The organism is Paenibacillus sp. FSL H8-0315 (assembly GCF_038005365.1).
Classification (GTDB): Bacteria; Bacillota; Bacilli; order Paenibacillales; family Paenibacillaceae; genus Paenibacillus_AQ; species Paenibacillus_AQ odorifer.
This window is the reverse complement of the sequence record NZ_JBBOTA010000001.1, coordinates 1,969,167-1,992,149: the sequence shown is the minus strand read 5'-3', so window position 1 is coordinate 1,992,149 and position 22,983 is coordinate 1,969,167. Positions and strand designations below refer to the sequence as shown.

Below are 22,983 nucleotides of genomic sequence, written 5' to 3'. Positions count from 1 at the left end.
TAAAGGAGGCTGCAGGCAATTCTGCTGCTTCCTTTTTAAATGCTACAAGAACGTTGTCTCTATTTATGGAAAAGCAAGTCGGTTCTTCTTGAAATCTAAGGACTCTGTTGGTGTTTTGGGGCTGCTTTTGTTAGAATGAATGCATATGAGATTAATTGAGAGCCATGGGAGGTGCGAAAGCGATGATGACAAATAAAACAAAAGGTCGTCGTTTTCCTTTATTGCCGCTAAGAGGGCTTCTTGTGTACCCAAGCATGGTTCTTCACTTGGATGTGGGCCGTGAGAAGTCAGTTCGGGCGCTAGAGAAAGCTATGGTTGAAGATAATTTGATTCTTCTTTGTTCCCAGTCGGAAGTGAATATTGAAGAGCCAGGTCAGGACGATATTTTTCGGGTCGGTACTGTCGCCAATGTGCGGCAAATGCTGAAGCTTCCAAACGGTACGATACGTGTACTGGTTGAAGGTGTAGAACGGGCCGAAATTATTAATTATATCGATAATGATGAGTACTATGAGGTTATGGCGCGTGAGCTGCCGGAAGATGAAGATAGCGATCAAGAATGTGACGCGCTGATGCGTACAGTACTCAATCAGTTCGAACACTATATTACGTTATCCAAAAAAGTGACCCCAGAGACCCTCGCTGCTGTATCCGATATAGAAGAGCCTGGTCGACTTGCGGATGTCATTACGAGTCATTTATCGCTAAAAATTAAGGATAAGCAAGAAATTCTCGAGACGATTGATGTTAGTAAACGGCTGGAGAAGCTTCTTGATATTCTTAATAATGAGCGTGAAGTGCTGGAGCTTGAACGTAAGATCAATCAACGTGTCAAAAAGCAGATGGAAAAGACGCAGAAGGAATATTATTTGCGTGAGCAAATGAAAGCGATCCAGAAAGAACTCGGCGAGAAGGAAGGCCGGGTAGGAGAAGCGGAAGAGCTGCGGACGCTAATGGAAGAGAAAAATGTTCCAGAACGTGTGAAAGAAAAGATGGAGAAAGAAATCGATCGGCTGGAAAAAATGCCAGTCAGCTCTGCGGAAGGCGGCGTTATTCGCAACTATGTAGATTGGCTGCTCAGTCTCCCTTGGAGTGAACAGACAGAGGATGATCTTGACATCAAAAAGGCCGAGCAGGTACTTGATGAGGATCACTACGGTTTGGAAAAACCGAAGGAACGGGTATTGGAATATTTGGCCGTTCAGCAGCTGGTTAAGAAGCTTAAGGGTCCGATTTTATGTCTTGTAGGTCCTCCAGGGGTGGGGAAAACCTCACTGGCCCGTTCCATCGCCCGTTCGCTCAATCGCAAGTTCGTCCGTATCTCGTTAGGTGGTGTACGTGATGAGGCGGAGATTCGAGGTCATCGCCGGACTTATGTAGGTGCGATGCCGGGTCGGATTATCCAAGGCATGAAGACGGCGGGTACGATTAATCCGGTTATCCTATTGGATGAAATCGATAAGATGGCTGCGGATTTCCGTGGAGATCCATCTTCAGCGCTGCTTGAGGTGTTGGATCCAGAACAAAACAACACGTTTAGTGATCATTTTGTAGAGCTGCCGTTCGACTTGTCGAACGTAATGTTTGTAACAACAGCGAACGTAGTGCATAATATTCCGCGTCCTTTGCTGGATCGGATGGAAATGCTGTTCATTCCAGGTTATACGGAACTGGAGAAACTGCAAATCGGCAGCCGTTATCTATTGCCTAAGCAGAAGAAAAACCACGGTCTTGCAGAAGATCAACTGATTATCGAAGACGATAGCTTATTACGCATTGTCCGCGAATATACCCGTGAATCCGGTGTTCGTAATTTGGAACAGCAGATTGCAGCATTATGCCGCAAAGCTGCGAAACAAATCGTGTCTGAGGAAAAAGAGAAAGTGGTCATTCTTCCTGACGACATCAAGGATTATCTTGGGGCTTCTAAATATCGTTACGGTATGGCCGAGCTTGAAGATCAGATCGGTACGGTCACTGGGCTGGCTTGGACTGAGGTTGGCGGCGATACATTGCTGATCGAAGTTACGGTTGTGCAGGGAACAGGTAAACTAACCCTCACCGGACAGCTTGGCGATGTAATGAAGGAGTCGGCACAGGCCGCATTCAGCTATACTCGTTCGAAGGCGGAGGAGCTGGGGCTCCAGCCCGATTTTTATGAGAAGATTGATATTCATATCCATATTCCGGAAGGTGCAATTCCGAAGGATGGTCCGTCTGCAGGGATTACGATTGCAACCGCATTGATCTCCGCGCTCACGAAACGTTATGTTTCGAAGGATGTGGCGATGACAGGTGAAATCACCTTGCGGGGACGTGTACTGCCAATTGGTGGATTGAAAGAGAAATCCCTTGCGGCTCACCGAGCTGGATATAAAAAGATCCTTCTTCCCAAAGACAATGAACGGGATTTGAAAGATATTCCTGAGAGCGTACGTAATGATGTTGAGTTCGTACCGGTATCTAATATGGATCAGGTCTTGCATCATGCGTTAGTTGAGCATCATAATGAAATTAGCAGTGAGCCACCGAGTAGTGTGCATTAGAAAGGAAGTCCTATGAAAGTTAATATTGCCGAATTTATTATCAGTGCCGTTGGCCCTGATCAGTACCCTGATGATTCCTTGCCAGAGGTTGCTCTGGCAGGGCGTTCCAATGTGGGGAAGTCTTCCCTCATTAACCGAATGATTAACCGTAAGAATCTGGCTCGGACAAGCTCCACGCCTGGTAAGACACAACACATGAACTATTACCGTATCAATGAAGACAGCATGTATTTTGTTGACTTTCCAGGTTACGGGTATGCCAAGGTTTCCAAGACGCAACGCGCGGTATGGGGTAAAATGGTTGAAAAATACCTCTCTGAGCGCGATACGTTGAAGCTTGTTCTGCTTATTGTGGACCTGCGGCATTCGCCTACCAGCAATGATAAGATGATGTTCGACTGGTTGAAGCATTATGATCTTCCTATGTGCGTTGTAGCGACCAAAGCGGATAAAATTCCTAAGACACGCTGGCAAAAGCATATCAAGACCATGAAGCAGGAGCTGGGCGTGCTGCCAGGGGATAATTTTATTCCATTCTCCTCGGAAATTGGTCTCGGCAAAGACGAGCTTTGGGGCTTAATCGATGGGTATATTCGCCCTTCTGAGAATGAATCTCCGGATTCAGAGAATGCTGAAATGATAGCAAATGAATCTCAGCAAGAGGAGTCAACCGAAGCGTAAGATATGAACTCATTTACAATCAAGCAACCATTCCTGGTGGGAATGGTTGTATTTTTTTGTTGATAAAACTAAAATTTCTATGGAAAAGGACCGATAGATAACATATGATAGATATTCATTGCCACATCTTACCCTTTTTGGATGACGGAGCCTCTGATTGGGAAGCTGCTCTTGCCATGGCGCAAGACGCCCACAGAGAAGGGATTACTTCAGTCATCGCCACGCCACATCATGCCAACGGTCAATATATGAATAATGCCCCCAAGATTAAAGAAGCTGTGGAGATGATGAATGAGAGACTTCGTCAGGCTGGTAATCCACTGCTTGTTCTTCCAGGTCAAGAGATCCGTATCTACGGTGATCTGCTGAATGATCTGGAGCGGGGGGAACTGCTGAGTCTTGCAGATTCGCGGTATATTTTACTAGAAATGCCTTCTTCACGAGTACCACGTAACATGGAAGAAATCTGCCACGAGCTGATCATTCAAGGGTTCGTTCCGGTCATCGCCCATCCGGAGCGCAATGCTGAAATAGCTGCTGATCCTTCTAAACTAGAGAGATTGATAGAGCTAGGATCACTTGGACAGGTAACCGCACAGAGTCTTGCAGGCGTTTTCGGGAATAAGCTACAGAGATTGTCGCTGGAGCTATGCCGTAGAAATGCAGTACATGTGTTGGCCTCTGATGCACATGATAGTGTTCATCGTCCTTTTGGATTAAACGCTGCTTATGTGGTTATGGAGAAAGAATTAGGCCCTGAGATGCGTGACTATGTTCGCGGCAATGCTCAGCAAATTATGACCAATGGCGAGGTTATTCATGGAAAACACGTACAAACAAGGGGAAACCGACAAAAATTGTTTGGATTTTTTTTCCGAAAGGGCTGACTAATCTACCTAATAGTGGTAGAATGGGTTTTATTGGGTGATTTAATGCTATACGTAATAGCGTAGCATTTGGGCGAATTGTTCTAGGTCTATGGTAGTACAGTATTTTAATACATAAGAAGAGGTGGATATTTAGTGACTTTGAAAAAGAAACTAGTAGTATCAACATTAGCAGCAAGTATGGTAGCAGCATCCGTAGCGGGTCTTCCGTTGGGAAGCCTTGGAGCAGTAGGCACAGCATCTGCGGCTACAGTTAGTAGCAGTACAGCAGTTAAGGATAAGGTTCTTGCTGTTTACAAACAATTATCCGCAACAGATGCAGTTTATCTCTACAATTTGAAGACTGAGGTTGCAGCACTGAGTGAGAAAGAATTTACAGAAATTTTTGCTCCAGTACTGAACAAGCTTTCACTGGATGGAGAAGAAACAAAAACATCACTTAAATTGTTCCAAAGCGTTACTAGTGTAGTCTACGATGTCTATGGAAATGACTTCTCCGGAATCCAAGTGATCCGTAACGATGACAAAAACATTGCTTTGGTAAGCAAAATTGCAGCTAAAGCGGGTGTGTCTGGACTTACTGTTGATAGTGTTGCTGAATTCTTGAGCAGTATTGAAACAGAACTTCGTGAACTGGTAGGTAACAAGTCATCAGCAGATTTGTTGGCAATTCTTACATCTGAATCTGGTTACGAGACTTTGTTGGATGAAGCCATTGCGAAAGTGATGAACCACACTACAGGTGCAGGAGCTCTTACAGTAAGTCAGGCTTTGAACAAGCTTGGAGTTACTGCTAATGATGTTAAGCAAACATTGAAAAACCTGAACAATAATATTAAATCCGCAAAACCTGCGGCAAAATCACTTGCTGTTGCTTACGTTAAAGCTTATGGATTTAGTACTGGCGGCGGAGTCGGTCCTGGTAGCGGTGGCAGTGGGAGTGGAAGTGTTACAACGCCTGTAGCTCCTGTTCAAACTCCAGGAATCTATGACGTATCTAAGCTCGTAAGCATTGTTGACGGTAAAGCAACCTTGAAATTGGTTGATGCTGATGTAATTAAAGAATTTGATAAGCTGGTTGCAGCGAACCCTGGTAAAACTGGTCTTACTTTGACCCTGAATCTGGGAACAGTAAACGCTACTACAGTTGAAGTTCCACTTTCCCAAGCCATTATTGAAGCTGCAAAAGCTAAAGGTATTGCGAATATCGCCGTTACTTTCAATGGTGTAACTGTAACGATTCCTGTAAGCCAATTCAGCACAGCGATTTCATTGACAGTAACTACAGCTAAACCAGAAGTTGTAACTTCCGTTACCAAGCTGAAATTGGCTTCGGATGTGTATGAATTCACACTTAGTGTGAACGGTGTAGTACAAAGCACATTTAAACAACCAATTACTATCAAATTGCCACTTAAGAATACTGATGGTCTTGATAAAGAATTGCTTTCCGTTGGTAAGCTTGTATACGGCGACTTGCAATTCCAAGGTGGAGTACTTGATGGAGAGTTCATCGTAGAACCACGTGATACATTCTCTTCTTATGCAGTACTTGAGAATAAAGTCTCCTTTAATGATATTGCTGCTGTACAAGCATGGGCTGGTAGACAAATTCAAGTCGTAGCTGCTAAAGGTGCGATTGAAGGAGTCGGAGCAGGTAAATTTGCACCGAAGAACAACGTAACTCGTGCTGAGTTCTCCAAAATGTTGATTCGTGCGCTTAACCTGGAAAACAACTCTGCTGTACAAAGCTTTAGCGATGTAAGTTCAACTGCTTGGTATGCACCATATGTAGCAGTTGCAGCAGAAAAAGGGATTATCACTGGACGCAGTGCGGCCAAATTTGATCCTAATGCAACTATTACACGTGCAGAAATGGCAACAATGATCTCCCGTGCGTTGAAATCTATCAATCCTGATGCGAAAACCGATTCTACTGCAATCAGCAAATTCTCTGATGCTGCTAAGATCAGCGCATCCCTAAGAGATGGCGTAGCGTTTGCAGCAAGCCACAACCTGGTTATCGGAAATGCTGGCAAGTTCAACCCGAACGATACAGCTACCCGTGCTGAAGCAGCAGTAATTATCTACCGTACTATTAACTTCAAGTAAATAAAACTTATAGTATACAGCCTCCTCTCATGTAGGTGAGAGGAGGCGATTTTTTTGCAAATAGGGAAGATTTGAACAGGCATCGAAATATTTCAGAAATAGCTTGGGGGTAATTTCACTTGTCATCACAAGAATTGGATCTTCGCGATTATTTTCAGATCGTCAGGAAGAGACTATGGCTCATTTTCAGCATAGTTGTATTGGTGTGCGGTATTGCTGGTGTATATAGTCTGTATATTAAAAACCCGGTATATGAGGCATCCACGAAGATTATCGTTAACCAAACACCGACGCAGTCAGCGGTGGGGCAGCTTGATTTAAACCAGATTAATACCAATATTCAATTAATTAATACGTATAAGGAAATTATTAAGACTCCGGCCATCCTTGATATTGTTACAAAGGATTATCCGCAATTCAATATTACTGCGGAAGAGCTATTAAAAAAGGTTAATGTGAGTTCCGTAAATAATACGCAGGTGATGACACTTGTCGTTCGAGATAATTCTTATCAGCGGGCTGCTGAAATCGTGAATGCCATTTCACTTGTGTTCAAGGAAGAAATTCCAAGTCTATTTAATGTGGAAAATGTATCGATTCTGAATGAAGCTAAAGTGAATCCAACTGTTGAGCCACGGCCGGTAGAACCGAATGTTTTACTGAACATGGCTATTGCTTTTATCGTCTCTTTGATGATTGGATTAGGGATTGCCTTCCTGCTGGAATATATGGATGACACCCTGAAGACAGAAGCTGATATTGAGAAGTATCTTGGTTTGCCTACCATAGCTATGATTACTAGATTGGGTCAAGATGAAAGCAAGCAAGGTGCCGCACAAACACAGAAACAATCATCCAGAAAGGCGGGGGACCTCGAACATGTCACAGCTTCCAAATAAACAACGCCATCTGATCACCGTTACGAACCCACGCTCTCCTGTCTCTGAAGCGTTTCGCGCATTGCGCACGAATATTGATTTTTCTTCTGTAGATCAGACTATTCAAGTGATTATGGTCACTTCATCCGGACCGGAAGAAGGTAAATCTACGGTATCTGCTAACCTGGCGGCAGCTTACGCACAAGCAGATAAAAGAGTATTGTTGATTGACGCCGATTTGCGGAAGCCGACGGCACATAAGACTTTTACACTAAGCAACCGTTTTGGTTTATCCTCCCTACTGTCTCAACAGGCAGTTCTTGAGGACACTGTCCAAGACTCCGGTGTTAATAATCTTTCAATTATGACCTCTGGACCAATCCCGCCCAACCCGGCGGAAATGATGGCATCTAATCGGATGAGCACTCTTTTACAGGATTTGCGTCAGCGGTATGATGTCATTCTTATTGATACTCCACCATTATTAGCGGTTACGGATGCACAAATTGTGGCCTCGAAGAGTGATGGCGTTATTATGGTTGTCAGTTATGGTAAGGTGAAACGCGATATCGCAGTAAAAGCTAAAGCTAATCTAGATCGTGTAGGTGCAAAAATGCTCGGCGTTGTTCTCAATAATGTAAAACGTAAAGCTAGTGAAGGGTACTATTACTACTACTATGGAAATTGATTTATTCATAATTAAAAATGTTATTTTTGGAGGCACTGAAAATGACAGCGAAATCTAGAGTGATTCTTTTATTCTTCATTGATCTTGCGATCATTTGGTTCAGTATTGTGACATCTTATTTGTTTCGGTACCCTAACCATGCTCTTCAGGAATACGTTGTACAGATGCTGCAATTTGGTTTGATTGCAACATTTGCATTTGGTGGAAGCCTGATATACTTCGGTCTTTACCGAAGAATGTGGCAATATGCCAGCATCGGTGAAATTATATCGGTTTCTAAAGCTATTGTAGTAGGGTCTTTATTTTCATTTGCACTGGCATATCTAATTTTGCCGGATAGAGTACCTCTTGCCATAGAAGTTCGGTCGATGGAGACTATTCTTTTATTAGTAGGTGGAGTCCGATTTTTGTGGAGAGTACTTCATAATGATCGAATCAATTACAAAGACACTAAGACCCATACACTAATTGTAGGTGCTGGTGATTGTGGGATATTAATTGCTCGGGAAATGATGGGACCCTCTTTTGCGCATACCAAATTAGTTGGTTTCATTGATGATAATGCGAATAAATACCATATGTATATTATGGGTGTTCCTGTAATTGGAAATCGCTATGCAATCCCAGCTATTGTGAAAGAAAGAGAAATTCATGAGATAATCATCGCCATGCCCTCTGTTTCACGTACTGAGATTTCTGAAATTATTAATCTTGCCAAAAAGACTGGAGCAAAGCTTAAGATTATACCGGCTCTTAATGATCTGATCGCTGGGAAAATATCAGTTAAGAAGCTTCGCGATGTTAGCGTAGAAGATTTATTAGGTCGTGAGCCGATCGTAGCTGATTTAAACAGTATTTTAGGTTATGTACATCATAAGACGGTGTTAGTTACGGGGGCTGGCGGATCTATTGGTTCAGAGTTATGCCGGCAGATTGCTCCTTTTGGTCCGGACAAGCTAATGTTACTTGGACACGGTGAGAACAGTATTTACACGATTGAAATGGAGCTTCGTAAGAGTTTTCCGGAGTTGAACATTGTAACCGTGATAGCAGATGTACAGGATCGCAGTCGGATAATGGATGTATTCAGTGGCCATAGACCGCATGTGGTCTTTCACGCAGCAGCACATAAACACGTTCCTTTAATGGAGCGTAATCCTTCGGAAGCCATTAAAAATAATGTTTTTGGCACCAAAAATGTTGCGGATTGTGCAGATAAATATGGTGCCGAGAGATTCGTAATGATCTCTTCTGATAAGGCGGTTAACCCAACCAGTGTAATGGGTGCCACTAAACGGATTGCGGAAATGTATGTGCAGAGCCTGCACACCACAAGTCAAACAAAGTTCTCTGCTGTGCGTTTTGGGAATGTTCTTGGCAGTCGTGGTAGTGTGATTCCAGCCTTTAAGCAGCAGATCGCTGCCGGGGGGCCAGTGACTGTGACTCATCCAGAAATGGTGCGTTATTTCATGACGATTCCGGAAGCTGTTCAGCTTGTCATCCAATCTGGTTCTTTCGCCAAAGGCGGAGAAGTGTTCATTCTGGATATGGGAGAGCCGGTTAAGATTCTAACGTTGGCGGAAGACTTAATTACGCTCTCTGGATATGAACCCTATAAGGACATTGATATTCATTTCTCCGGTATTCGTGAGGGTGAGAAGTTATATGAAGAGTTGCTTACAGATGAAGAAAATCTAGGTTCTACTGATCATGGAAGAATCTTTATCGGTAAACCTAATGTCATAAGTCTGAACCAGTTAGAACTGGAGTTTAAACGTTTGGAACGTGTTCTCGCTGAGGAACCAGAAGTCATCCGCGAAATAATCAATCAGATTGTACCGATGCAGCCCGTTGCCCAAGTTGCTATTAGCTAAGTAATTCATAAAGGAGGATATAAAGTGTTCAACAAACGATGGAAAAAGATCCTTTTATGGACGCTGTCAGTTATTGTAGTACTGGGTGTTGGCGGCTTGTTCGCCGCGAATTATGCTGTCGATAAGCTGATGAATTCAATGGCAGATGGTTTTGATCTGGAATCTGAGGATAATGTTGGTGGTCAAGATCAAGGAACGGCACCGACTGATACAGTTGATGATAGTAATGTCGAACCTGTAGAGTCTGCGGTACCTTCTACTCCACCAGTAAATGATGAGGGAAATAGTAATCAAAGTAGTAAAAATAACGATAAACCTAATGGTGAAACAACAGCTTCTACTACTAGTGAACCGACCAAAGCTCCATCATCAGATAAAGATGGCTCTTCAGATGGTTACACAGCACAGGTCTCCACAGATAAAGCTAAGCAAATTCAAGAAAATGTAACGATTAAGGATAAAGCAGATGTTGCTTCTATTGTTCTTGGTCAACTTAGCGTATCAGATATTAACCACCTAAAAGAGTTAGCCAAGGGCGGCTTGACCTTAGAAGAAAAGAAAGAAGCACGTAGTATCATTTTAGGTAAAGTATCAGAAGAGCAATATAATGAGCTTTCTCAGATTGCTAAGAAGTACGGAGTCAGTCAAGGAAAGACATATGATCAAATAAAAGGTAAAGAAAAGGGAAGTGAATAAATATGTCTAAAGCAATACTATCAGTCGTAGCTTTATCATTAATTGCTTCAATTGGTTTAGCACCCTTAACAGCATCCGCACCTATATCAGTATCAGCAGCGGCAGTACCAAGTGCAACGCCTAAGGCTGCAAATAATATGATTAAAGTGCAAAGTATGAACGTGAATTTGATTTTTGACGGCGTGAGTATTCAGCCACCCGCAGGCCAGTATGTATTCATGTACAACAATACAACGTATGTTCCATTACGGTTTATGTCATATGCTTTACAAAAGAGTGTAGCTTGGGATGATAAAAACGTTAAAGTTACCGTAGCAGAGCCTAGTAGTTCAGAGCTAGTTGTGATTAAAGAATACCTAATGAATGCAAAGAACGGGAATGGTTCTTCAGCAGCAGCGAAGAATATTGTCCTCAATCAAGTAAAGGCAAGTTATGCATTTAACGGTGCAACCAAGGCTTTGCCTACAGGTCAATCTAGCTTCATCCTGAATGGTTCCTTATATGTACCCCTACGTTTTTTATCGGAATCTGTAGGTCATAACATTAGCTGGGATCAGAAGACGAAGACCATTACTGCAGCTTCCAAGGCTTATCAGGAACAAGCCACTAATGGATCGACAAACAATGACAATGTTAAGGACCCATCTCCAGTAGCGACACCAGCGCCAACGGATACAACAGGTGCAACAGGTGGTGGTTCTGCAGGAACTGGAAAGGTTTCATATGACACTATCACTAGTGACACAGAAGCTAAACTTACGGCGCTTAAAAATCAAAGTCAATCGACATTAATGAGTATTGCATTTGAGTATGTTGGAGCAACAGATGAGGCGAGTAAGAAAAGTATAAAAGCTAAAGGGGTACAACAACTAGCCTCATTTACTGCTAGCTTCAATAGTATAGTTGCTGATGCTGAACAAAAACTGAACAGCAATGGCTACAGTACAGAAGTTATTAGTCAATATAAAAGTGAATTTGAATCACAGCTTCAGTTGGGGAAAGACCTGGCTGCGAAAATGGGGGATTAAGAGAGTAGTACAATATCATCTCTATGCTCATTTGGCATAGAGATGATCTACATATATGAAGAAATAGTAACTTAAAGGATCAGGTGAATTTATGAGACCTTATGTTTACGTGAAGCAAACCATTGATTTTCTATTAGCTTTAATTGGAATGTTATTATTATGGCCAGTCTTTTTAATTATTGCGATCGCAATTAAGACAACCTCCAAAGGTCCTATATTATTTAAACAAAAACGTTTAGGCAAAAATAAATCGGAATTCTACATACTTAAATTTAGAACGATGCGAACAGATACCCCTCAGGACATGCCAACGCATCTACTAGAAGACCCTGATTTCTTCATTACCAAAATAGGTAAGTTCCTAAGAAAAACAAGCTTGGACGAATTACCTCAGATTATCAATATCCTTAAAGGTGAAATGAGTATTGTTGGACCTCGCCCTGCATTATGGAATCAATATGATTTGATAGCTGAACGTGATAAGTACGGAGCTAACGATATTAAACCTGGCTTGACTGGGTGGGCTCAGATTAATGGTAGAGATGAACTAACTATTGAAAAGAAGGCATACTTTGATGGGGAATATACTATTAAAATATCCATAGGGATGGATATCAAATGCTTCTTAGACACTATTTTATCAGTGTTGAAGCATGAAGGTGTTGTAGAAGGCAGAATTGGAGTAAATGATTATCAAAAAGTTAACGTTAGGAAAGAGGAGACTATAGCAAAATGAGTGAGGGAAATAAAAGAGTAAGTGTAATAATTCCAACATATAAACGTGAAAATAATTATCTTTTAAGAGCTATAGATTCCATTAAGAATCAAACTTTTAAAAATATTGAATTAATTATAATTGATGATAATCCTCCCAACTCAGATTATAGAAAAAAAGTGATGCAGTTAATGAAAAAATATAGTTCTGATCCTGACGTTATTTATCTAATGAATTCTAAAAATGTAGGCGGTTCTTTAGCTAGAAATAACGGAATCAATGCCGCTTCAGGAGATTTTATTACATTTTTAGATGATGATGATGAATACTTACCAAATAAAGTAAAAAATCAATTAGAATTCATGATTAGAACTAGCTGTGATATGTCATTTACAGATCTACAATTGGTTAGTCAACATAAAAAAATACTAGAATATCGAGATTATCATAAATTAAAGAGTTTCGATAAAATGACATTACTTAAATATCATTTAATGAGACATTTAACTGGTACGCCAACATTTATGTATAAAGCGGAAAAGTTGAAAAAAATAGGAGGTTTTGAGGATTCTAAAATGGGACAAGAGTTTTATTTAATGCTTAAATCAATAGAGTGGGATTTGAATATCCGGTACTTGTCGGTATGCGATGTGATAGCTTATAGACATAATGATGGTGGGATTTCACAGGGGAAGAATAAAATTGATGGTGAGAAATTATTATATAGGTTTAAAAAGAAGTATTTTCATCTTTTTTCTTTACGTGAAAAGATGTTTATTACATTTAGACATTACGCCGTTATGGTCGTAGCCTATAAACGGAATAAAAATTATTTTCGTGCCTTCATTAATGCGTTAATTATGATACTAGTGTCACCATTAGATTTTTTTAATGAAATAAATACATATATTAACAATAAATCAAAATACAGAAAAGTGGAGAGTTGATTATGAGCTTATACGAAAAAATAGTTAATAAAGAAGAAAAAATATCATTAGTGGGACTGGGATATGTTGGTATGCCTATTGCAGTCGCTTTTGCGAAGAAGGCTAATGTTATCGGGTTCGATTTGAATAAAGTAAAGATCGAACAATTTAAAAAGGGTATTGACCCGATAAATGAAGTAGGAGATGAAGCAATTCAACAGACATCAGTTGAATTCACTTCAGATGAAAATAAGCTTAGAGAAGCAAAGTTTCATATTATCGCAGTGCCTACTCCGGTAAACGCAGACAAGACCCCAGATTTAAGTCCTGTTGAAGGAGCTAGTGCTATTGTAGGGCGAAATTTAACAAAAGGTTCAATTGTTGTATATGAATCTACAGTCTATCCAGGTGTTACAGAGGATATTTGTATTCCCATACTTGAAAAGGAGTCTGGCTTAAAGTGTGGGATAGACTTTAAGATTGGATATTCTCCCGAACGTATTAATCCCGGCGATAAAGTGCATAGGTTGGAAAATATAATAAAAATTGTATCTGGTATAGATGAGGAAACTCTCGAAGAAGTTGCAAATGTTTATGAATTGGTTATTGAGGCTGGTGTACACAAAGCAAGTTCTATCAAAGTAGCAGAAGCTGCAAAGGTTGTAGAGAACAGTCAACGCGATATTAATATAGCGTTCATGAATGAGTTAGCAATGGTCTTTGATCGTATGAATATTGATACTAATGAAGTTGTTGAAGCTATGAATACAAAGTGGAATGCTCTGAAATTTTATCCGGGGTTAGTTGGGGGTCATTGCATTGGAGTTGACCCGTATTATTTTGTATATGAGGCTGAAAAGTTAGGATACCATTCTCAAATAATTCTTTCAGGACGGAAAATTAATGATGGTATGGGCTCATTTATAGCAGATGCAATTATTAAAAAGTTAATACTAGCAAATAAAGTTGTTAAACAGGCGAAGGTAGTTATCCTTGGGATTACCTTCAAAGAGAATTGTCCTGATACTAGGAATTCAAAAGTAGAAGATATAATAAAGAGGTTAAACGAATACGACATATCTCCAATAGTAGTCGATCCTCAAGCTAGTGCTATCGATGCAAAACGAGAATACGGTGTAGAATTAGTCAGTATTGAAAATGTTAGAGACGCAGACTGCCTTGTGTTTGCAGTAGCACATGAGGAATTCAAATCTATGAGTTTGAAACAGATAGATATGTTGTTTGGAAATTTTGATAATAGCGAGAAGGTAATCATTGATGTGAAAAGTATTCTGGATAAATCAGAGATAGAAAATATGGGTTATAGCTTTTGGAGATTATAAAAAAATCGAATAAAAACATTATAAAGTTAGGAATGAGAGAGAGAAAAAAATGAATATATTGCACATAAATTCATATTACAGTGGTAGTAACTTTTATAAAAACTTATATGATAGGCAAATAGAAAATGGCTTAGATATAAATGTGTATGTACCCGTTTCAAAGTCTACTGATGTTTCTGCTTTAAACCTTGGCGAATACACTACCAAAAGTGCTAATCATGGTAAATATGACAGGATTTTTTTTCATATTAAGCATGTGAAAATATATGCAGATATCGTTAAAAAATATGATATGAATACTATTTATATAACACACGCTCATTCTTTATTCTCAAATGGATATATTGCTTTATTGTTGAAGAAAAAATATGACATACCATATATTGTCGCAGTAAGAAATACTGATGTAAACATCTTTTTCAAGTACATGTTTCACTTAAGGGCAATTGGCATTGAGATTTTAAAGGAAGCTGATAAGGTGATTTTTCTTTCGGAATCATATAGAAACATTGTTTTAGATAAATATATTTCTTCTAACTTAAAAAAGGATATTATGCATAAAACAGTGATTATACCGAATGGAATAGATGATTTTTGGCTTCAAAATAAAGGAAAACCTAAAATGAAAAATGAACATAAAGAATTAAGACTGGTTTATGCAGGTGTAATAAATAAAAACAAAAATCTTCTAACAACAGTTAAGGCGATTGAAGTACTTTTGAGAAAGGGCTTTAATGTAGAATTTACTATAGTAGGCAGGATTGCTGATAAAGGGATCTATAAAAGAATATCCAGAATCCCCTATGTTAAATATATAGACCCTAAACCTAAAGAGGAACTTCTAAATATATATCGTACTAATGATATATTTATAATGCCTTCAATCAAAGAAACTTTTGGTCTAGTTTACGCGGAAGCAATGAGCCAAGGACTACCGATTGTTTATACAAAAGGACAGGGGTTTGATAAACAGTTTCAAGAAGGTGAAGTGGGATACCATGTGGATTGTGGTAATCCAAATGAAATTGCTAATGTGATAGAAAAAATTTTAGATAATTATAAGCAAATAAGTATTCAATGTATAAATTCAGCTAATGTTTTTAGTTGGGAGAAAGTTGTTACGGATTATAATGAGATATATAATTTGCTCGGTAATTAATTATAGTGTTTATAGATAACAATCAATGATTATTTAATAATATTTGACTCTATAAGGATACTATGAATGTTATGTGTAGAGTACTCATTACTGGTTATTACTGTTGGAGAAAAAAAGCGTCAACTTCAGTGTTAATATATTTAAATGAAGTGATATATTGGGACTTACTTCTAATAAACAATAATCAGGGTATTCATGGCATATTTAATCTTAAAAGTATTCCATAAGAATAATACAAACGTGTATAGGGTTTTATTTTGTTAACTTTTAAATTAGTTACAAATGTTTTTGGGAAGTTTCTTGAAAGATTTATCTCTATAAAAAAATTAAGTTATAGATATTTACAATACTGGACAATTAACAAAGTAGGTGAAAATATGACATCAAGAGCAATTCATTTAAGGCCTAGTAAATATACCAAGTATAGAGTTATAGTTAATTTTATAGTTCTCTTCTGGCTTTTGTTTTTGAGTTACTTTTATATGATAGCACCATTATTTAGTTATGCTGGTTTTGGAATTTGGGATTTTTCAGCTACGTCACTGCTGGGTGGCTTTTTTCTTGTGATTCTAATTACAGGACTGGGAGCAACAATAAAAGATTTTTTATACTACATGTTATTTCATTGTATATTGACTATGAATTTTATACCGGCAGTAATATTAGCTATTTGCATGGGGTGGAAGTTAGCGCCTGTGTTAATTGTTTTATTTCCACTTTTCACACTTTTCTTTCTTGATAAATTCACACCTAAAATAGAAATAAGTCCGAAAAAAATAATTTTTGAGAAGCGTAAGGCAATAAAATGGACAATCATTGCACTTATATTGGTAACACCATTATTATCAAGATATCAATATATCGATTTATCTAATTTATTGCTCAAGGAAGTATATGAGTCAAGAGCTCTAGCAAAGTCATTGGATAATCCATATATCGGGTATGTCGCCAACCCACTTGAAAGATATTTGTTACCATTCTTATTAATATATTTCATGTCAAATAAGAAAAAAATAGGGACTGTAATTGTGTTAGTAATGATTATAGTTGTTTATCTTACAACAGGAAGTTTGAAAGGGTATTTAGTATATACTGCATTAATGGTGCTTTTATTCTTTGGTGACTCTCAGTTTAAAAAAATGGGAAATTTTTTAGCTTGGCTTTGTGTAGGTCTTTCACTTGAATTATTTATGTTTCTTGTTACTGGAAAAATGTACATAACAACTTATATTCGTAGATCTTTTTTTGTTGAGGGTTTATTATCAAGACAGTACGCTGAATATTTTAGTGGGAATTTAACGTTTTTCTCACATACTAAAATAGCTTCTATTTTTGGGGTCGATTCTGTTTATAGAAGTAGCGGGAATATAACAAATTGGTTTGGAATAAATGTTATTGGTACAGGGACTAACGCAAGTATTGGTTCGTTCACAGAAGGTTATTTTAGCCTTGGAATTATTGGTGTGATAATTACATGTATAATATTTGGATTGGTTTGTTTCCTAGTGAGAAGTTGTGAAATTGAGAATAAGTACATTGGAGTAGTAATGCTTGGATGCTACGTGTTTATTATGTCTATGATTGAAATGGCATTTTTAACTCAGGGCCTATGGTTTTTCATTGTACTTTGTCTGTATGTATTTCCACGTAATGTATCTATAAAGTCGTAGTTTATGATTAGCGATTCATTGAATTAAGCTGTAAAGTCGAATTAAGAATTAAGATTGAATCATTGAGGTGGAAAATGAATATAGCTGTTGTTTTGAATTACAATGATTATGAAACTACATATAAGTATATTACAAAAATAAAAAATTATAGCTCTCTTGATAGGATTGTGATCGTAGATAATTGCTCATCTGACAATTCTTATTCATTATTAAAGGAGTTGAAATCAGAAAAAGTAGATGTTATTTCTACGGAGAGGAATAATGGTTACGCAAGTGGTAATAATTTTGGAATTAAACATATTGAAAGTTATTATAGCCCAAAGAACATAATCATTTCTAATCCTGATATTGAAGTGTCTGAGAAAAGTATAATGAATATTTGCGAATTTTTAAATACACATCGAAATGTTGCAGCTGCCTCAGGATTAATTCATGATGTTAATGATAATATTGTTAAAAATTTTGCTTGGAAATTGCCATCATATAGAAATGTATTGATAAATTCCTTTTTATTATCATCTAAGATATTCGAGAAAGTATTCAACATTAGTATTACTTATGATATTAGGACTCTAAGCGATAAAACTAAAATGTATGTTGATGTATTATCGGGGTGTTTTTTTGTTATTAAAAGTAATGTTTTGAGTGAAATCAATTACTTTGATGAGAGTACTTTTTTATATTGTGAAGAGAACATATTGGCTTATAAAATAAATGAAAAGAACTATAAACAATGTATACTATGTGATGAAAAAATTATTCACTATCAAGGTGTTACTATAAGTAAGAATATAAAAAGCTGGCGCCAAAAAAATAAGATTATTGAAAATAGTTACAAAGTTTATATTGAAAACTATTTAAAAGTTACTAAATTCAAAAAAGCATTGTATATTTCTTTGTTTAATTTAGGAAAATACGAAAAATTCTTTCTTTTGAAATTAAGAGAAATGATAAAATAATAGTTTATTAAAACTATATAAATTACTGAATTGATTTCTCGGTAGATCTTAGGAAAAGGGGAAAATAGTATGTTGAGGAAAAGAAATTGAACGATAAAACTGTTAATTTCATAAAAAATTTTTCGTACACCCTGACATCAAATTTGGTTTCACTGATAGTATCAACTTTAGTAATATTAATAGTACCAAAATTAATTGGTGTTGAAGAATACGGCTATTGGCAGATATATTTATTTTATTCTTCCTATGTTGGATTTATGCATTTTGGTTGGAATGATGGAATCTATCTAAGGTATGGTGGGGAAAAGTATAAAGAAATAGATAAGGGGCTATTTTTCTCACAGTTCTGTATGTTGGTTGTTTTGCAATTAACAATATCAGGACTGTTACTTCTAAGCTCTACTCTCATTGGTTTTGATATAAATAAAACTTTTGTGATAGAAATGGTGTCAATATGTTTGGTGATAGTAAACATCAGACTTATGTTGTTGTATATTTTACAAGCTACTAATCGAATCAAAGAGTATTCACAAATTACAATGATGGACCGGATATTATACTGCACCTTGATTATAGTTTTTTTAATATTTGGTGTGAGACAATATAAATTGCTGATAGTTGCTGATTTAATTGGAAAATTATTATCTTTATTGTATGCGATGTATTGTTGTAGAGATATTGTTTTTCGTAAATTTTCTTTATTTCAGTTTAGCTTTCAAGAAACAAAGCTAAATATTAACGTTGGTATGAAGTTAATGTTCTCAAATATAGCAAGTATGTTGATTATAGGAGTAGTCAGATTTGGTATTGAGAGAACATGGACTGTTTCAACATTTGGTGTAGTTTCACTCACATTAAGTATATCTAACCTTATGATGTTATTCATAAATGCCGTCGGAATTATAATGTTTCCAATTTTGCGGAGGACAAATGAAAAAAAGTTGCCAAGTATATATGTGTCTATGAGGAACTTTTTGATGGTAATATTATTGGGTTTAATTACTTTATATTACCCTATTAGAGCTATTTTATCTGGGTGGCTACCAAAGTATTCAGATAGTTTAGCGTATATGGCATTAGTATTTCCAATGTGTGTTTATGAAGGGAAAATGGCACTATTAATTAATACATATCTTAAGACTTTAAGAAAAGAAAAACTAATGCTGAAAATCAACCTGATATCGCTAGTGCTAGGAGTAATTATCACTTTTTTTACCACTGTATTGTATAAAAATCTAGATTCAGCAATAGTCTCGATTGTATTTCTACTAGCATTGAGGTGTGTTTTAGCAGAAATCTTTCTTTCAAAAATTCTAAGATTATCCTTATATAAAGATATAGTTTTAGAATTAATTATGTCATTTATTTTTATAATAACAGGATGGTATCTGAATTCTTGGATTGCACTAGTCCTATATTTAGTCGTATATGTAATATATCTAGTTATAAAGCGAAAAGACATAGTAAAGACATTAGAGAATTTTAAGTACTTAATGAAAAATTAAATAAGATCATTTATCATGAGAGATACCATTGATAATTGCGTTGTGAGTTAATTAATTACGAACTTTGTTATATAATTTATGTTTCAGAAGAGGTGGTATATAAATGAAAGGCATTATCCTAGCAGGTGGCAGCGGTACGCGCCTATACCCATTAACAATGGTCACAAGTAAGCAGCTTTTACCTATTTACGACAAACCAATGATCTATTATCCACTATCCACATTAATGCTAGCGGGCATTAAAGAAATTCTTATTATTTCAACTCCAGAGGACACGCCTAGATTTGAAAGCTTATTAGGTGACGGTTCTCAATTTGGCATCTCATTATAATACAAAGTTCAACCAAGTCCTGATGGTTTAGCGCAGGCTTTTATTTTGGGTGAATCTTTTATAGGTGATGATTCAGTTGCCATGATCCTTGGAGATAATATCTACTATGGAAATGGAATGCGGAAGATGTTGCAACGTGCTTCTTCAAAAAAACAAGGAGCAACGGTGTTCGGATATCACGTGCAAGATCCAGAGCGCTTCGGTGTGGTAGAGTTTAATGAAGAAGGTAAAGTATTGAGTGTAGAAGAAAAACCAACACAACCAAAATCTAACTATGCAATTACTGGTCTATATTTTTATGATAACAGAGTTATTGAGATTGCTAAGAACGTTGAGGTCTCTTCACGTGGAGAATTGGAGATTACCTCCATTAATGAAGCTTACTTAAATCTTGGTGAGCTTGATGTGGAACTTCTAGGTCGGGGATTCACCTGGTTAGATACAGGAACTCATCAAAGTCTTGTCGACGCAACTAACTTTGTACGGACTATTGAAGATCATCAAGGAATCAAGATCGCCGCTCCGGAGGAAATTGCATATATTAATGGATGGATTACTAAAGAACACTTGTGGAATTGCGGGGAGAAGTTAAGTAAGACGGGGTATGGTCAGTATTTGATGAAAGTAGCTACAGGTAAAATACAATACTAATAACTGAAAGTGTGGCAGTGATGAAAATTACAGAAACCTTATTGCAAGGCGTATTAGTCGTTGAACCGGCTGTTTTTGGGGACCACCGCGGTTGGTTTATGGAGACGTATAGCGGAGCTAAGTTTAAAGAGCATGGAATAGATATGGAGTTTGTACAAGATAACCAATCCTACTCTGCGACTAAAGGAACATTACGTGGTTTGCACTATCAATTACATCCCAAGGCACAGACGAAATTGGTTCGTTGTACACGTGGTGCTATTTTTGATGTAGCCGTAGATATCAGAAAAGGTAGTCATACCTATAGTAAATGGTTCGGCATTGAACTGAATGCTGAGAACAAAAAGCAACTGCTGATCCCAAAAGGATTCGCACATGGATTCATGACACTAACAGAAGACGTAGAGGTTCAGTATAAGTGCGATGAGCTTTATGCCCCGGAATGTGATGGGGGTATTCTGTGGAATGATCCTTCTATTGGCATCGAATGGCCTCTTCATATTACACCTGTATTATCTGCCAAGGATGAGAAGGCGCCTTTATTAAAAGATGCTAATTTGAATTTTTTTTACAATAACTAATAAAGCTAATAGATCGGGAGTGCGTTCATTGAGTAAGCAAAAGATGCTGGTTACGGGTGGTGCCGGATTTATTGGAGGCAACTTCGTACAGTATATGGTAGATAAATATCCGCATTATGATATTGTGAATTTGGATTTGCTAACTTATGCGGGTGATCTAACGAAACATAAGGATATTGAGTCCAAATCCAACTATCGGTTTGTTCAAGCTGATATTGCTGACCGAGAGGCAATATTGTCTCTTTTTGAGTTGGAGAAATTCGATTATGTTGTTCATTTTGCTGCGGAGAGTCATGTGGATCGCTCAATTACTGATCCTGCGATATTCGTTCGTACGAATGTTATGGGGACACAGGTACTACTAGATGCAGCTAAAAAATTCGGCATTACTAAATTCCTCCATGTCTCTACGGATGAAGTGTATGGCGAACTCGATTTTGATCCTACTGTATTTTTTACCGAAGAAACACCTTTGCAGCCTAACAGTCCTTATAGTGCTAGTAAAACGGCGTCTGATTTGCTAGTCCGTGCGTATTATGAGACCTTTGGTTTACCAATGAACATAACACGCTGCTCGAACAATTACGGCCCCTATCATTTTCCTGAGAAACTGATTCCACTAACCATTTCAAGAGTATTAAACGAAGAGAAGGTTCCTGTATACGGAGATGGAAAAAATATTCGCGACTGGCTCCATGTCTGGGATCACTGTGCGGCCATTGACCTTGTTGTGCACCAAGGAGTAAGTGGTGAAGTATATAATGTAGGTGGTCATAATGAGAGAACTAATCTTGAAGTAGTTAAGACGATTATCAGTACCTTGGGGAAATCTGAAGATTTGATTGAATTTGTAACAGATAGATTAGGACATGATAAACGCTACGCCATTGATCCAACGAAACTTGAGAATTTAGGTTGGAAGCCAACTTATACTTTTGAGACAGGAATTGCGCAGACGATCCAATGGTATATTGATAATGCTGAATGGTGGCAACAAATCCTTAGTAACGAATCGCATAAGTGATTTATGAATGATTTATCTGTTAAGAAAAGAAAAGGTAATTTAATGAATAGAAGATTTGTCCTTTTTGTATGCTTACTATTGTTGATTACTGGTTTCTTCAGTGCAGGCCGCTTCTTAGCTCTAACTGAATCTCCCAAACAATCAGATGTGATCATCGTCCTAAGCGGAGGTCAAGGTCGTGTGGAAAAGGCAGCTGAGTTATATAAAGCAGGCTATGCTCCTTATATAATTCTTTCCAATGCTAAAGAGTCTACAAGTAAGTCGGGTGACATGGTCCAAAATGCCCTAGCCTTAGGCATACCCCAGGATGTTATTTATACTGAGAACGCGGCAAAAAGCACTCATCAGAATGCCGAGTACACTCTTCCAATAATGAAAGAATACGGTTTTAAATCTGCGATTGTTATTTCCTCTGACTTTCACATGCGGAGGGTGAAATTTCTTTTTGGTCGTGTGTACAAAAAATCGGAGTTTGAGCTGACGTATGTGGGTTCTGCATCAGGATATAACGCTAAACGCTGGTGGAGTGACCGAAAGAGTAGAGAAACAACGTTCAACGAGTATGTAAAAATGATCGGCAACACCTTTGGTTACAATGGTCCGGAGGCAAAAAGTACTCTTGATCAGATTAAGAACTGGTTTCGCTAATCTGCTGTAGAATGTTCACTATAATCCGACAAAAACAGTTTTTTTCTTATCTTGGCTTAAGGCGCATTACGACAAACAATA

At 37.8% G+C, this 22,983-nt stretch carries 19 protein-coding genes and 1 pseudogene; all 20 read left to right on the top strand.

What is annotated here, in order from left to right; all coding sequences use genetic code 11:
* The first annotated feature begins 182 nt into the window (after positions 1-182).
* Complete coding sequence (lon, locus tag MHB56_RS08650; protein ID WP_076129428.1) at positions 183-2,546, top strand: endopeptidase La; 2,364 nt, start codon at positions 183-185, stop codon at positions 2,544-2,546.
* A gap of 12 nt (positions 2,547-2,558) precedes the next feature.
* Positions 2,559-3,227: a ribosome biogenesis GTP-binding protein YihA/YsxC gene (gene yihA, locus MHB56_RS08645; RefSeq protein WP_076279992.1), complete on the top strand. Its 669-nt coding sequence runs from the start codon at positions 2,559-2,561 to the stop codon at positions 3,225-3,227.
* Positions 3,228-3,331: 104 nt separating this feature from the next.
* On the top strand, positions 3,332-4,114 hold the full coding sequence (locus MHB56_RS08640) for a tyrosine-protein phosphatase (protein WP_076129427.1): 783 nt from the start codon (positions 3,332-3,334) through the stop codon (positions 4,112-4,114).
* Positions 4,115-4,249: 135 nt separating this feature from the next.
* On the top strand, positions 4,250-6,226 hold the full coding sequence (locus tag MHB56_RS08635) for an S-layer homology domain-containing protein (RefSeq protein WP_341143474.1): 1,977 nt from the start codon (positions 4,250-4,252) through the stop codon (positions 6,224-6,226).
* Between the two features lie 119 nt (positions 6,227-6,345).
* Positions 6,346-7,125 carry a YveK family protein gene (locus MHB56_RS08630; protein ID WP_036685072.1) on the top strand — a complete coding sequence of 260 codons (780 nt, stop codon included), beginning with the start codon at positions 6,346-6,348 and terminating at the stop codon, positions 7,123-7,125.
* Complete coding sequence (locus tag MHB56_RS08625; protein WP_036685074.1) at positions 7,106-7,792, top strand: CpsD/CapB family tyrosine-protein kinase; 687 nt, start codon at positions 7,106-7,108, stop codon at positions 7,790-7,792. Before MHB56_RS08630 ends, MHB56_RS08625 begins: the two co-directional genes overlap by 20 nt.
* 41 nt (positions 7,793-7,833) lie before the next feature.
* Complete coding sequence (locus MHB56_RS08620) at positions 7,834-9,666, top strand: polysaccharide biosynthesis protein (RefSeq protein ID WP_076129424.1); 1,833 nt, start codon at positions 7,834-7,836, stop codon at positions 9,664-9,666.
* Positions 9,667-9,690: 24 nt separating this feature from the next.
* Positions 9,691-10,362, top strand: coding sequence for a hypothetical protein (locus MHB56_RS08615; protein ID WP_341143473.1), 672 nt, complete (start codon positions 9,691-9,693; stop codon positions 10,360-10,362).
* A gap of 2 nt (positions 10,363-10,364) precedes the next feature.
* On the top strand, positions 10,365-11,390 hold the full coding sequence (locus MHB56_RS08610) for a copper amine oxidase N-terminal domain-containing protein (protein ID WP_341143472.1): 1,026 nt from the start codon (positions 10,365-10,367) through the stop codon (positions 11,388-11,390).
* Between the two features lie 91 nt (positions 11,391-11,481).
* A complete protein-coding gene (locus MHB56_RS08605; RefSeq protein WP_280753776.1) occupies positions 11,482-12,126 on the top strand; it encodes a sugar transferase in 645 nt (214 codons plus the stop codon).
* A complete protein-coding gene (locus tag MHB56_RS08600; RefSeq protein ID WP_280753777.1) occupies positions 12,123-13,052 on the top strand; it encodes a glycosyltransferase family 2 protein in 930 nt (309 codons plus the stop codon). Before MHB56_RS08605 ends, MHB56_RS08600 begins: the two co-directional genes overlap by 4 nt.
* A 2-nt stretch (positions 13,053-13,054) precedes the next feature.
* On the top strand, positions 13,055-14,374 hold the full coding sequence (locus MHB56_RS08595) for a nucleotide sugar dehydrogenase (RefSeq protein WP_280753778.1): 1,320 nt from the start codon (positions 13,055-13,057) through the stop codon (positions 14,372-14,374).
* 49 nt (positions 14,375-14,423) lie between these two features.
* The gene (locus tag MHB56_RS08590) at positions 14,424-15,533 is read left to right on the top strand and encodes a glycosyltransferase family 4 protein (protein WP_280753779.1); all 1,110 of its coding nucleotides are present in this window, start codon (positions 14,424-14,426) and stop codon (positions 15,531-15,533) included.
* A 257-nt stretch (positions 15,534-15,790) separates the two neighbouring features.
* Positions 15,791-17,203, top strand: a complete 1,413-nt coding sequence (locus tag MHB56_RS08585; protein ID WP_280753780.1) for a hypothetical protein — start codon at positions 15,791-15,793, stop codon at positions 17,201-17,203.
* A gap of 74 nt (positions 17,204-17,277) precedes the next feature.
* Positions 17,278-18,162: a glycosyltransferase gene (locus MHB56_RS08580; protein WP_280753781.1), complete on the top strand. Its 885-nt coding sequence runs from the start codon at positions 17,278-17,280 to the stop codon at positions 18,160-18,162.
* A gap of 86 nt (positions 18,163-18,248) precedes the next feature.
* A complete protein-coding gene (locus tag MHB56_RS08575; RefSeq protein WP_280753782.1) occupies positions 18,249-19,667 on the top strand; it encodes a hypothetical protein in 1,419 nt (472 codons plus the stop codon).
* A gap of 103 nt (positions 19,668-19,770) precedes the next feature.
* Positions 19,771-20,649: pseudogene (gene rfbA / locus MHB56_RS08570) on the top strand (glucose-1-phosphate thymidylyltransferase RfbA).
* Between the two features lie 20 nt (positions 20,650-20,669).
* The gene (gene rfbC, locus MHB56_RS08565; RefSeq protein ID WP_076179299.1) at positions 20,670-21,230 is read left to right on the top strand and encodes a dTDP-4-dehydrorhamnose 3,5-epimerase; all 561 of its coding nucleotides are present in this window, start codon (positions 20,670-20,672) and stop codon (positions 21,228-21,230) included.
* A gap of 28 nt (positions 21,231-21,258) precedes the next feature.
* Positions 21,259-22,254 carry a dTDP-glucose 4,6-dehydratase gene (rfbB, locus tag MHB56_RS08560; RefSeq protein ID WP_076099447.1) on the top strand — a complete coding sequence of 332 codons (996 nt, stop codon included), beginning with the start codon at positions 21,259-21,261 and terminating at the stop codon, positions 22,252-22,254.
* 3 nt (positions 22,255-22,257) lie between these two features.
* Positions 22,258-22,902: a YdcF family protein gene (locus tag MHB56_RS08555; protein ID WP_341143471.1), complete on the top strand. Its 645-nt coding sequence runs from the start codon at positions 22,258-22,260 to the stop codon at positions 22,900-22,902.
* The last annotated feature ends 81 nt before the right edge of the window (positions 22,903-22,983 follow it).